We start from the raw sequence: 12,742 nt of genomic DNA, 5'->3' as shown, positions 1-12,742 counted from the left end.
ACCTTGCCCTTCTCGTCATACATCACAGGCAATCTCACGCTCATCCACCTGAGTCTGTCAATCCTCCTGCTTCATCACCACCCAGAAACCCACAAGAACCTGTACCTCGCGTATCCCCTCCTCTTCACACTCTTACCCCTCTCGTACCTCGGGCTTACCTCCTTCGCCTCCCTCAGCGCAAGGCTCTCTATCTTCTCAACAGGTTTATGAGCCATTGTAGGAAACACGGGGAAACACGATGCGTATCAACTCCAGGAGTTGATACACGGGTTCGATTTTCACCTTGCCCATGGTATGACATCGTGTTCCCTTAAAGTATTACTGAAAAATGATAGATAGATTTTGATCTTCTCACGTAGATTAACTAATTACAATCCGCAATGGAAACCTGAATGGTCCCTACTCATTGGAATTGGGTTTTTATTTTTACCTAGAAGAGATTTAATTAAATATAGACATCTCTGAGATATCTCTCCAGATAAGTCAATGTAGGCTCATTTGGATAGAATACCTTTAACTTAGGAAAGAAGGTTGATATTGGAATAATATTAATTTTATGTGAAAACCCTTGAAAATGTTGTAGTTGTGCGCAATTGCCCAGACTATCTGAAACCTTCACCTGAATGGCCCTCAAGAGATGAGAATCTTAGCATGCGTTTCCCATGTATAGTTACTAGCAATTCGCCTTAATTGATCCTGTAATGCTGAGTAATTTTTTTCATTATTATTATTTTGTACAAATTTTACTATATCATTATAATTAATTTCATTTAAAACTAGTCCTCCACCATTCTCCTTTATTAAATCGGATATTCCTAAATCAGAATTTATAATGAGGGGTGTCAAGTGAGATATTGCTTCAATAGTTACCATACCTGGTCCCCATTCTCCCCATCCAAATCTAATAATGAATTTAGCTCTGGAATATAATTCTTGTAGCCTATCTTCAGGAATTCCCGTGATTAACTCCATTCTATCTTCTAGGTTTTTATTTACGATTTCATTTTGAAAGTCTTGGAGTAATCTTTTATCTCTCCACCTTCCAACCATTAACAATTTAATGTTTTCAAGACGTTCCATGAGCTTTAAATAGACCATAACGTTTCTCCCTCTGTCCCAGACCGCAGATGTTAATATCATGTTATCCCTAGACTTGTAGGGCTTCGAATCCTTCAATTCCACTCCGGGAAAGTTAGCCGTAGCCTGAATCCCATAGGTGCTTATTATAGAGTTAGCTATTTTTGGAGTACCTGCAAAGACCTTTTTCGCATTTTTCAAAATGGTATATTCAAGCCTTCTTGCATACCAACCTAATATTGGCACTTTATACTTTCCTGTGACCTTTTCATGAACATATACCACATAGGGAATTCCAGAGCTCTTCCACGCTCTATAACCGGAAATACCTGATAGTTGGTCGTGACAGATCATCAGGTCAGCATCTCCTGGTTTAACGGTTTTAGCGAATGATTTTAAAAGGTCATAATCCACCGCACCCTCGCCTTTTCTATCTGGAGCAAATAATCCTGTAATCGTGGAATATATCCATTTTGGAGGTTTAGTTGAAAAGATTTCATAGTCTATCCCCCTAAGTAATGGTTCTAGGTATTTTCCAGAAGAAGTTTCTCGCAGAAAGACTAACCTAACATCGTGACCTAACCTGGAAAGAGCACGGACTTCTTCAATTGCTATTTTAGAGGCTCCACTAGTCCAAAAGAGTCGAAATAGGACAATTATTTTCATGAAAGTTCTCAAGTATAGGCGTTTATTAAGCTTAATCTGAGACCTCTAATCTTGGGATTTTGTTTTATCTTTAAAATTAAGATAATTAACATTAAAATAAACTGATTTCATTTTAGTTGAGACTAATCCTCCACATGCTTCCTCCCTTTTCAAATCACTGTTCTCCCCTACAACATGGATCTCATCAAACACGCATATACTTGGCTTACCCTTTTTCTCGAGAATGGAGAGGGTTAAAATTAGATAGTTCCCCGTCACGAGGGCAAAGAAGGTTGAGAGGAGGAGGGTGAGGGTAAAGAACTTATCCTTTACGAAGAGGAGTGTGTCCATAATGTCATCATTAAGGTATAAATTATGGGATCAGCCCTCTCTCCCACAGAACGAGACCTACGGAGTACCTCATCATATCAAAGCTCCTGTTCACTGCCTTGGTTGCCCTCTTGAACCTCACGAGCCTGTCCCTGAGGGACGAGTGGAAGGACTCGTTGGGGTTAACGGGTGACACGACCCTGTGCTCGGGAAGGAGGAAATAGACGTTGTAGTAGTCCGAAACCCAGGTCCCCTTCTCGGGCACTACGCGAGCTCCTGAAACGTGTTCTCGCTCCTGTCTCCCACGGAGAACACGACGTACATCCCCTTCATGGAGAACACGAATCCCGTGAAGACCCACGAAAACGCCTTCGCGTTCCTCCTGAAGTAGGTCCACATCTCGTCCACGACCTTCACGCCCTCATTCAGCTCGTCCCTGGCTCTCCTCCACAGCTCCACGAGTTTCGCGTACTTCTTCCCTCCGTACCTCTTGATCCACGTGAATACCGTGCCCAGTGGGACCTGAAGTACCCTGGAGATCTCATGCTCATCCCGTTCGCGTACATCCTGAGGGCCCTCTCCCTCACGCTCCTATCGTGATGGTGTTTAGCTCCCTCCACGAACTTCCTCCCGCACTTCCTGCACAGGTAGAACTGCCTTCCCCTTATCTTCCCGTTCTTAACCACGTGATTACTTCCACAAGAGGGACAGGGAACGTCCCTGTAGACAGGTTTCCTTCCCCTCCTGGCCATGAGTAATACTCCCTTTACAAATATTTATACCTTAGTGACGACACTATGGACACACTCTGTCTCAAGCTGACACCTTGAAAAAGATTAAATAATCCTATATAGTTTATATCTACGATTCTATATTAACATGTCATCAGCATCCAGCGTTACCTCTCACGTCTCAGGACGTCAGGGGAGATGGACCGCTTGTAGTTGAGGAGGAGTCCTGCGCTGAATGGACAGGAAGTGGACCATGTTGTACGTTATGGCCATCATGTAGATGAAGGCCTCGTTTCTAACCTTGGTCTCAGCGTAGGGCCTCCAGTACTTAAGGAATATGAAATTCCACGTAGAGGCGGAGATACTTCCACGGACCGCAGGGATGAAGAAAGCCGAGTTCTTTGAAGCCCCTGTCCACAAGCTTAAGTCCCCTTCTGGACAGCCTACATCTACTCCGAGAAGTTGGCGAACTCAACCTCAAGGCGAAGAGGGCGGGCGAGATGAATGGGAAGACCTTTAACCCGAACGACCTCGACCGCTTCTTGGTCCACCTCCCCTGGAACCTCCTTCTCGTCCTGGCCCTCAACTTAGCCCTCACGAAGGCCTTCAACTTCTCCACTGGCCCAAGGTTTACAGCGTCAAGTCTTTACTTCTCCATCATGATCTCCAGGCTGGTCTTCCCTGGAGGTAAATCCAGGAGGAAGGAGTCAACGAGCCACTCAACCCCCCTCGTAGAGCGCGCTAGAAGGTAAATACACGGTTCTGCACTTGGCCTCAAGTTCGCTCACTATCTCCCTGAGCAGGTCCCTCCTAACCCTCGCGAACCTGTCCGCGAAGTGGAACAGGGTGGACTTCCCAACCCTCTCCCCCACGAAAAGCCTTTATTACGTCCGTGTTCACCAAGTTCACCGCGTCCCTCAGGGAACAACACTATCATGACCACCAGCAACTTGAAGTAGGTGAAGCTCCCCGGTATCCTCCTCTCCACCCTCGGCCTAACCATCTCAGCCACGGGCGTTAGGATTTTATCCCTGAAGGGCATATTCTCTACCGAGAGAACGGACATCACCACGTATTATGGTTGGATAATCCTGGTGTTCATGGTATGATGTCCGTTTCTCTCGACTTAAGTATTACGCCACGATTCTACAGAAGTTCTATAATCTCCAAATATTTTCTCGTAGAATTTTTCTCAGTCCAGACACTCTCTCGTTGGTGATTGCGGACATGGTCAGGTCAGTGGACTTACTTGAGCTCTCGGGTATAGACGTAGGCAGCTCTGCCTCAACCACGTCAAGAGACGCCTTATTCAAGATGGGAGGGAGGAGGTTGACCTCCTGGTCTCAGGCCTGCTCCAGTTCTCGGACAGGTTCACTGAACTGGTGAAACGCGGTCTCCTCTCCTTCACCTCCCTTCCTCAAGAACTTCAGCGCCTCCTCTCCACCAAGTGGTGGAATCGTTCAACTCTCTCGTGGAGAGGAGGTTCAAGTATCACACGCCCCACTGGCTTCTCTAGATTGTTTGGGCCATCGCCCAGAACTACAACGTTCTCGATAATTTTTTACAAGAATGGAATAATATTCATATATCCTTCATTTTCTCTGTGATCGAAGCGTTTTCACTCAATTAATTCTCCATTGAATAAAAAGAAATGATGGAACTAGAATACAATTTGCAATGGAAACCTGAATCGCCCTCATCTGGTATGACGTATTATAAAATACATTATCATTAAAATTAAATTATAGTTTTCTTCTCTCTCCGACTACTTCCTTTAAATCCAGATATTGTACCTTATCCAGGGTTAGGCTCTAGTGACTTTAGGGTGCAGATTTAACTCCACTCCTGAACAGGTCTAGGGTAGCCCCTGTCTGAGAGGAGCTGTTGTCTAGCACAAGTACTCTCGGTCTTCCTGTCTCACTTCCTCTCCATACTGTAAACGAGCTCTTCACGTTCTTCCTAGAGAGGGAGTTGTAGAGGCGTACAACACTCTTCTTGAAATGGGTCGAAGGAATTACACGATATTGTTGGATAGGGGAATATAAAGAACTTGAGTACCTGATGACATGAAACGTGACTTCTACAATGCGTTGTTTGACAGATCGCCACGAAAAGGTCTCCAGGTGGGGGACAGGAAGTAACCTCCAAGATCGTGTATCCTGTCAAGGTAGGAGTTGAAGCTCTCGGATTAGTGTAGATGTAGCACCTCACCTCCCTCGGGACATTTAGAAAGGTGTAAAGGTCAGAGGCCTCAGGGATTTGGCCCTCCCGGGAAAGTAGGGTTCCGAGACCTGAGCGACGTGAGGATGACCTTTCCCTCTTCAACGCTCCTGGCCGATTCAAGGAAGTTGAGAAAACTTTAACTAGTTACCTTAAGAATTTACTAGTTGTAAAAGTTGTCGATAAATTCGACGTTAGGGGAATGACTAAAGAAACTATAAAGATTTTAAAAAGAAGGATGAAGATTGTTTTAGCTTAACATATAATAATACAAAGAAATTCTTAAAATGTCATAAAGGTTGGGACAAAGTTGCAGAAGAAATTTAATACTCAACTTCATGACACTCTCACTACCAGAATATGACTCCGAAAAACTCTTTACTTTCACCCTTTACCTTCTTCAATGCGATGGGACATAATCCTGGGCCCTCTGCTCTTCCTTTCGTCATTTTACCATCACTTTGTGCTATCTCTCCTCTTGGTGTACGCCCTGGCATGTTACCTGGGCGCCAGGGAATTTCCCCCCTTCGTCTCTGCCCTCCTGATCCCCTTTTCCCCCCTCCATTCTCTCCTGGTGCTTCTCCCCTACCCCCTTCTATTTGTGAGGGATAGGGCCTTCACCCTGACCTTCCTCCTTTCCGCGTTTTTCGCCCTGGTCACGGGGAACTACCTGGTGCTGACCCTTTCAGTCCTGGAGAGGAGAGGGCTCATTGTGTCAGGGATCGCGTTTCTCATTTCAGCAGCCGTGATACAGTCCCTCAGCGTTTACCTTGGAAACCTCGCCTTCTTCCTCCTGGTGGCCGGGGTTATCTCCTCAATCCTTGAGACCAGGTTCCACTTCTCCCTGAGGACGAGGGGGGCAATTTTCCTCTCCTCCCTGGCGATCTACTTCCATCAGCCGTGGCTTGTCCCCCTCCTCGCTAGCGTGTCTCCCCTCACCGCAGTGATATATTCCCCCTTCAATCCGTGGTTCCTCACGATTGCCCCCCTCTACCTCAAGAGGAAGTGGTTGTGGGTGATTCCTGCCGTGGCCAGTTTCTTCTCCCCCACCGTGTCGCTTTCCCTTCTCACGAGAAGGAGTATGTATGGCCTCTTTGTGGTCTCCCTAATCCTTTTTGTGTTAGGGAGGTACGTGGGGTCTGAGATCCTCTCCCTCGCGGTCATTGGGTCCTTCGCCTGGAGCCGTCTGAGGGGAGTGAACCTAAAGGGTTTAAGAGTCCCTCCTCTCGTCTTGAGGTCAGGGCTGGCGATTGCGTTACAGGGTGTAGCCTTCTTCCTTTATTATACGGATCTGTTCAGGTTTGTCCTCCTCTCTCTCGTGGCAATTTCCCTCGTGTTGCCCAGGATCAACGTTAGGGCCTTCACCTTTTCGGTGCTGTCCCTCTTCAACCCCTTCTCGGGGCTCGGGGAGGCCAGCCCTTACTATTTGGTGATTCCCCTCGTGGGCTTCCTCTACCTCCACTTTCCCCTCAGCTCGTGGGTGCTGTACGCTGTGGGAAGCGTGATTGGATGGTTACCAGACCGAAAAGTGAAGGGGAAGGTCGCATTCTTGACGGTGGCCTGTATCTACCTGGGATATTCCCTCTACCTGTTCTGGAGTGGCAACGTGGTTCTCTCAACCTATTTCAGTGCGCTCGGAGCCGTGACTGCAGGACTCAGCCTTAGAGAGTGGGGTGAGTCCACGGCGAAGACCGCGATAAGGTACCTGGGACTGTCCCTTCCCTTTCCGGTTCTGGGTTTACCCTTCTTCGTGTTCAGGAAATACGACCTCCTGATGGTGGAAGCGGTGCTCGTGATCCTGCTGAGCCACCTTAGTGAAGTACATTTCCTCTTCCTGTGGGTCCCGTGAGGTATTGAATGGGGGAGTTGGTCGATTTTGCTAGCATTTCAGTAGGTTCTTGCCATGATCAATCGCATCTTCGTCGTTGTTGGAGTAGAAGCCTTAATGAAGAACCAACGTCAAAACCTCCTTAAATACAGGGCAGATACCCGGAAGGCCTTTCACAAGAAATATATACCGATAAGGTCAAGTCCTCTCAATGGCATTGACAAGAGCAATCCTGCTTTCCCTCTTCCTCGCATTTCTAGCCTCTCTTCCCGCACTCGGTTACAGCATACAGGTAAACTACCCCAGTAACGTGTTGCTGGGCCAGAATTTCACAGTATCGTTCTCCCTGGTCTCCAACCTGATTAACTCCACCAATTTTCAGTATATGACTCCCGGAACTAAATTGGTTAACGTCTCAGGAAAGACCGCCTATGAAGGATTTGGTCTTTACTGGATGATTGGTAAGATAAATGTGAGTGACTCCAGTCAGATAACTATATCCTTCGAGGGAACCATAGTGGGAAGCTTTAGTGGTGCTCCAGGAATCGTTCTTTATGGTAATAACTTCACCCTATCTAGTCGGGACGGTCAACCAGGAACCTATGAAATTCTCGTGGGATGGAATGGAGGCCTATATCTAGATAAATTAGGTGGATGGAATGGCGTATTGGGCACATTGCCTTCATTCTATTCAGGGAATTATACCGTAATTTTTAAGGATGTGAATTCCTCCGTCTGTGTCTATTCCATCGCCATCAATTCGTCAGTCTACATGATAGAATACAATACAGGAATTCCCTGGAAGGACGTGGGTTATGCCGGGCTACGGTTAGACACTGACACTGTCCTACCACTATCTTTTCAGGTTCTCTCCTTCATACCCTCGAATTACGTAGTATACCTTGATGGGAAAGTGTTCAAAAGTGGATTCAGCAACGGAACCACAACACTTTCCCTCCGGGTTTTCTCGCCCTCTACATTAAACATATCCTTTCCTGGGTACCACATTTACAAGGTTATCACGATCTCAACCAGTAATGGTGATATTCATGAGGAGTTTCCAATAGTCCAGATAGCGCTAATCATTGTAACTGGTATACTTATTGGACTGTCAGCCTGGAAAGAAATTGTTAAGGGAAGATCCAAATAGTTTCGAGAGAGGGGTTAATTGTATAAATTTATGACATGTTTTAAGCGCGTGGAGTTACTGTAATCAAGGACCTGTAGGGTTCTGTGAGATATCAAATTGAAAGAGAACCATAAACGTCACTTAACAGAATACTCCACACACAAATATGGTAGTAAGGAAAGAGAAATAAACGGATTGACTCAAGTAATTACCTTAAAACCCTGGTAAACCCATAGGTGTGACCTATCCATGATGCTAGTTTTTACAAGACCCTAGTCTGGTTTGTTGTGTATTTCACGTTAAAGGCTCCTTAAATACACAACAACATGGGTAGCTCCACAACTTGAGTATTACTACCTAACTCTATGAAAACCTTAGAAATACAAGTGATTTCTCATCAAATCTCTCAGTCCTTGCACTCTTTTAGCAGTTGATAATAAAGATATTATAATTGCAGGTTCAATTACTTAGATAAACGTTTACCATAAACTATCTTTATATCTTCTCTCTCTATTGAAGGAACGTTATATCTTCTTTTGAAAAGTGCTAAAGACATGATCTTCGTTTTCCTCTCAGCAGATATAAATGATGGTAAATGGGTGATCATATTTCTCCAAGCATTAAGCAGAAGATGTTTCCAACCCATCTCCGTGAGCTGGAAACCCTGTTCTCTCAAATACCTACTTACCCGGTCTATATTATCTTTCCCGTGTAGTTCAATCGCGATTTCTCTCACGTAATTTATATAATCTCCCTTGATTGCCCTGCCCTCTGCCCCCTCAATATCCATTTTCATGACCGAGAACTTCCTATCAAGCTCATCAATGGTAATGGTTTTCACTTGAATTTCTCTCTCACCAATCTTGCTACCTGTACCTTCGTCCTGAATATGTAGCACAGTGTCAACATCGTATAGCGCCTTGTTGATTAGCGTAACGTTCTTGAGTTCGTTCCTCTCCACGTTCTTCTTAAGTAGCTCAAAAGCCCACGGAAGTGGTTCAACCGCCACTACCTCCTTAACCTTCTTCGCAACCTTTAACGTGTAGTCTCCTATGAATGCCCCCGCATCTAGAACTATGTCATCTTTTCTCACCTTAATGTAATCGTACTCTCCAGCTATGAAGGTTGCATAATATACGAATTCATGGCCCTTAGGTATTTCTATCTCTATATCGCCATACTTGAATAGCATATGACCACTAGAGGAAGATGATAATAAGAGTTACTAGAGGCCAAGTTACTCAATAAATCTATGTTAATTTCTTTTTATGAAAACGCTAACATAGATAACACAAATATATAAACAATTACAAATTACTAGAAATCTCCGATTTCTATCTAAGTAAATATATTTAATAATCTTGAAAAGAACTTTAATTGCTGAGGAACGAACTTCTCAACCAGGCTAACATCTTTTCTCGTTATTATGCCTGAAACCTTTAGTCCCAGGAGAATGAGTATCAGCCCTACAATCCAGGAAAAGAGGGAGATGAAAGAGATCGCGATCAATATCATGGAGTATACCGTCTTCCTGTCTAGGGAGAGGATGTCCTGTTGCAGGGAGAAGATCACGTAAAGAGCGCCCGTTATCACTGCGTTTATTGCTTGGGCTATTCCTGCACCCAGTATGCCAATCCTAGGAATAAGAAGGAAGGAGACTAAAACAACCTCAACTGCGCTCACAGCCCCTATGAGGATGAAAGGCCTGTAGTTCTTCATGAGTGCAATCAAGAAGCTGGAGAGGGATTGAAAGGGCATGGTCACGGTAATGAAGAGAACAAGAAGCTGTAATACCCTGACCCCTGACGAATACTCGGGGAAAAGCTTCAGGATCACGAAGGGCCCCACCGCATACCCCATAACCCCTAAGATAAGGGAGAGGAAGGTTAGGAGACGGAAAGAGGTAGAGACCATTACCTTCATCTCTACCCCTTTAGCGTAATAATAGGTGGAGGAGGGTAGTAACGCTGATCCAATAGATTGGATTATCATGGATGGAACCACAGAGGCCAAGGCCACCAACTGGTAAATACCCAGACTGTAGGACCCCAGGAGAAAGGCCGTCATAACTCGATCTCCCTGAGATGAAAGGAAACTGACTGCCCCTGTTAAATAGATGGGGAATCCCCTCTTTGCTATCTCCTTAGCAATCTGAAGATCAAAGTGAAATCTGAACGGAAAATGCAGATTGTAGTAAAGGACCTTGACCAGAGCTCCAATTGTCCAGACAAGAATCAGGAGGGAAATGCTGTGGTAAAGGACTGCTATAGCAGAGAAGCCCCACCTGGAGACCGTAAAGATAGCGTTCCCCACGTTAACCTCAGTGAACTTGCCTATTCCAGACAGGACTTGAGACTGATAACGTGAAAAGAGGTAAAGAATGAAGTAGGGTACGGAAAGCCAGAGATAAGATGGGAAGAGTAATAGAAAGAGAAAAATTGGAGAGATCGAGAGGGAGTAAGAAAGTGCTGTATAGCCAAGGATCGCGTGGTCTTGAGAGGATCCATATTTGTGGGAAATATCTCTCGTAACAAGGTTGAAGGGTAGCAGGGGTATAAAAGAGGCAGTTATGGTCTCCACCAGTTGGATTATTGCCACCTTTCCTACGAACGAAGGAGTAGAATAGTGGGCAGCTACGAGAAAGAATAGCAAAGCAACAAGCGAATTGAAAATTGTGGTCGACAGAAACTTTAACGAGCCAGTCAAGGGATTCATGAACATCAAGTTTATCTTGATTTAGATTAAAAGATTATCGAGTAGGCAGTATAGTTATGTTAGGATAGTTTAAGGTTCAGAAAAATTCAGTGCTAAGTTAACCACGTCATAGGATGAATTTATGTGATAGGTTATGTACGAGATTGACGTACTACTTTACACTTTTCGCCTCCTCTTGAGACCCAGGTAAACTCTTTTCAACGTCGTGGAAATCTCCTTGACCCCCAGGGAGAGCTTGAGGGAGTACCTCACGAGGAGGAGCGCGATCAACGTGAGGGAAACGAGCTTGATGAAGCCCAGGGTACGCGTCAGGGACCTGTGCGATCCCTCCTCAAGCCCCAGCTTCATCCCCTGATGATCACCTCCACGTCCCACCTGTTCTCCCACGTAGTCATGATCTCCTCCTCGGGCGTGGAGGTATCGGTGGAGAAGAAGTATCTCCTACCGTGACCCTTATAATCCACCACGGGGGCTACCCCATATTGTTGTGTAGGAAAATATAAAGAACCCGCGTTATAAGCTTTCATGGTCCGTCACCTGGAAGCGGGCAGCGTGGAGCTGACGAAGGTGGTAGGAGTGATGCCTGATGACCGACATGGGACGCGACTTCCACCTCGCGTTGTTTCGATGGATCGCCACGAACAGGTAGGTCTCCAGGTAAAGGAGGGACGGGAAGTAACCTCCGAGGTCGTCCTGTATCCCGTCAAGGTAGGAGTTGAAGCTCTCGGAACTGTTGTTTGTGTAGATGTAGTGCCTCACCTCCCTGGGAAAGTTCAGAAAGGCCGTGTAGAGGTCTGAGGCCTCAAGGAGTCGCCTAGCCCTCCTGGGTGAGTAGGGCTCCACGACCTTGCTGAGGGACTCGAGGATGGCCTTTCCCTCCTCAACGTTCCTGGCCGACTTGAGGGAGCTTAGATGGGAGGAGACCTTCTCCTTCTCGCCGTCCGGAAGCGCCCTGTACAGGTTCCTGGCAAGATGAACCAAACAAAGCTGGTGCTGGGAGGAGGGGAAGAGCGTGGAGATCAGCCTGTCCAGTCCCGGGAAGTCGTCCGTGACAATCACGTCAACCCTGCTGACTCCCCTGGAGATTAGCCCGTTGAGGAAGTGCCTCCATCCGTCTATATCCTCGTTCTCCCTTATCTCGTAGTCCAGGACGAACTTGTTTCCGTCCAGGTCGACGCCGATCGCCACGTATACTGCTTTCTCCTTCACCACCTCGTTCTCCCTGACCTTGATGAACTTCACGTCCGCATACGCTGAACAGGTCGTGGGGGAGAGGAGCAGATTTGAACTCCATCAACCTTCTCGCTATTTCCTTAACCACCCTGTCCATCACCTCCGGGTAGTCTATCCCCCTGCTCCTCAGGACTGCCTTGATCTGGCCTGGGGACAACCCCTCCAGGACCAGGGCCTCCAGAAACTCCCCGTAGTCCTCGCTTGTCCTCTCTCCCTTTTCAGGCAAAATCCTTGGCCTGAAGCCCTTCCTTCTCGTCCTTGGAACCCTCAGCCTCAGTTCGTCGTCCCTGGTCCTCAGCACTGAAGTACGTCCCGTTCTTCACGTCGTCGTGCTCCTCCAGGTACGCATCCCTCTCCGCCTCCATTGCTGCCTGGAGCACGAGCTCCTCTATCTCGGTGAGGGACACGCCCTTCTTAACTGCCTCCTCCAGCACTGCCTTCGCCTTGGCCTTTACCCTTTCTGCTTCCGAACTCATGGTATTACCCCTTCCAGGGATATTTTTATTTTTTGCCATTATTTTCACCTCGTATTCCACAACTAACCGGGGTAGCCCCAGGAGGAGTTGATACGTGGTTTGTATCTGGGTTGAGGTCATGATATGACATCGTGTTCCCCTTAAAGTATTACTGAAAAATGATAGATTGATTTTGATCATCTCACGTAGATTAACTAATTACAATTCGCAATGGAAACCTGAATCGCCCGAGACTGGGAGAATATAATACCATAAAAGCATACACACAAACCAACCTCCCAGTCCCCTATAATATGTTAACGTCAAAACATAAAAACCTTGTCAAAATGAACTACATCCTAACTACCTTCCTAAAAAC

Annotated in this window: 14 protein-coding genes and 2 pseudogenes; 5 read left to right on the top strand and 11 right to left on the bottom strand. The window is 46.3% G+C overall.

What is annotated here, in order from left to right:
* Positions 1-74: 74 nt before the first annotated feature.
* The 6 genes and pseudogenes from QVC96_RS00425 to QVC96_RS00400 form a co-directional block, all read right to left on the bottom strand.
* The gene (locus QVC96_RS00425) at positions 75-215 is read right to left on the bottom strand and encodes a hypothetical protein (protein ID WP_287689636.1); all 141 of its coding nucleotides are present in this window, start codon (positions 213-215) and stop codon (positions 75-77) included.
* Positions 216-630: 415 nt separating this feature from the next.
* A complete protein-coding gene (locus tag QVC96_RS00420; protein ID WP_287689635.1) occupies positions 631-1,743 on the bottom strand; it encodes a glycosyltransferase family 4 protein in 1,113 nt (370 codons plus the stop codon).
* Positions 1,744-1,788: 45 nt separating this feature from the next.
* Complete coding sequence (locus QVC96_RS00415) at positions 1,789-2,073, bottom strand: hypothetical protein (RefSeq protein ID WP_287689634.1); 285 nt, start codon at positions 2,071-2,073, stop codon at positions 1,789-1,791.
* Between the two features lie 22 nt (positions 2,074-2,095).
* A pseudogene (locus tag QVC96_RS00410) lies at positions 2,096-2,804 on the bottom strand (IS1/IS1595 family N-terminal zinc-binding domain-containing protein).
* 307 nt (positions 2,805-3,111) lie between these two features.
* Complete coding sequence (locus tag QVC96_RS00405; protein WP_287689633.1) at positions 3,112-3,402, bottom strand: hypothetical protein; 291 nt, start codon at positions 3,400-3,402, stop codon at positions 3,112-3,114.
* 100 nt (positions 3,403-3,502) lie between these two features.
* Complete coding sequence (locus QVC96_RS00400) at positions 3,503-3,655, bottom strand: hypothetical protein (protein WP_287689632.1); 153 nt, start codon at positions 3,653-3,655, stop codon at positions 3,503-3,505.
* An 87-nt stretch (positions 3,656-3,742) separates the two neighbouring features.
* Between QVC96_RS00400 and QVC96_RS00395 the strand changes: the two genes are divergently transcribed.
* From QVC96_RS00395 to QVC96_RS00375, 5 genes are all read left to right on the top strand, one after another.
* Positions 3,743-3,892, top strand: a complete 150-nt coding sequence (locus QVC96_RS00395; RefSeq protein WP_287689631.1) for a hypothetical protein — start codon at positions 3,743-3,745, stop codon at positions 3,890-3,892.
* A gap of 118 nt (positions 3,893-4,010) precedes the next feature.
* On the top strand, positions 4,011-4,169 hold the full coding sequence (locus tag QVC96_RS00390) for a hypothetical protein (RefSeq protein WP_287689630.1): 159 nt from the start codon (positions 4,011-4,013) through the stop codon (positions 4,167-4,169).
* Entirely contained in the window at positions 4,166-4,390 is a 225-nt protein-coding gene (locus QVC96_RS00385; protein ID WP_287689629.1) for a hypothetical protein, read from the top strand. The genes QVC96_RS00390 and QVC96_RS00385 overlap by 4 nt, the downstream gene beginning before the upstream one ends.
* 1,016 nt (positions 4,391-5,406) lie before the next feature.
* Positions 5,407-6,852: a hypothetical protein gene (locus QVC96_RS00380; protein ID WP_287689628.1), complete on the top strand. Its 1,446-nt coding sequence runs from the start codon at positions 5,407-5,409 to the stop codon at positions 6,850-6,852.
* Positions 6,853-7,042: 190 nt separating this feature from the next.
* The gene (locus QVC96_RS00375; RefSeq protein ID WP_287689627.1) at positions 7,043-7,981 is read left to right on the top strand and encodes a hypothetical protein; all 939 of its coding nucleotides are present in this window, start codon (positions 7,043-7,045) and stop codon (positions 7,979-7,981) included.
* A 442-nt stretch (positions 7,982-8,423) separates the two neighbouring features.
* On the opposite strand, the gene QVC96_RS00370 is transcribed toward QVC96_RS00375, so the two are convergent.
* The 5 genes and pseudogenes from QVC96_RS00370 to QVC96_RS00350 form a co-directional block, all read right to left on the bottom strand.
* Positions 8,424-9,152 (bottom strand): FkbM family methyltransferase, encoded by a 729-nt coding sequence (locus QVC96_RS00370; RefSeq protein ID WP_287689626.1) that lies wholly within the window; start codon positions 9,150-9,152, stop codon positions 8,424-8,426.
* A 146-nt stretch (positions 9,153-9,298) separates the two neighbouring features.
* A complete protein-coding gene (locus tag QVC96_RS00365; RefSeq protein ID WP_287689625.1) occupies positions 9,299-10,675 on the bottom strand; it encodes an oligosaccharide flippase family protein in 1,377 nt (458 codons plus the stop codon).
* A 156-nt stretch (positions 10,676-10,831) separates the two neighbouring features.
* The gene (locus QVC96_RS00360; protein ID WP_287689624.1) at positions 10,832-11,050 is read right to left on the bottom strand and encodes a hypothetical protein; all 219 of its coding nucleotides are present in this window, start codon (positions 11,048-11,050) and stop codon (positions 10,832-10,834) included.
* A complete protein-coding gene (locus QVC96_RS00355; RefSeq protein ID WP_287689623.1) occupies positions 11,020-11,202 on the bottom strand; it encodes a hypothetical protein in 183 nt (60 codons plus the stop codon). Before QVC96_RS00355 ends, QVC96_RS00360 begins: the two co-directional genes overlap by 31 nt.
* Positions 11,189-12,423 (bottom strand): annotated as a pseudogene (locus QVC96_RS00350) (IS256 family transposase). Before QVC96_RS00350 ends, QVC96_RS00355 begins: the two are co-directional and overlap by 14 nt.
* Between the last annotated feature and the right edge of the window lie 319 nt (positions 12,424-12,742).

Origin of the sequence: Metallosphaera javensis (ex Sakai et al. 2022), from assembly GCA_021654415.1 — an archaeon.
GTDB classification, from domain to species: Archaea; Thermoproteota; Thermoprotei_A; order Sulfolobales; family Sulfolobaceae; genus Metallosphaera; species Metallosphaera javensis.
The sequence above is the reverse complement of the archived record's forward strand: the minus strand, read 5'-3'. Positions and strand labels throughout refer to the sequence as shown.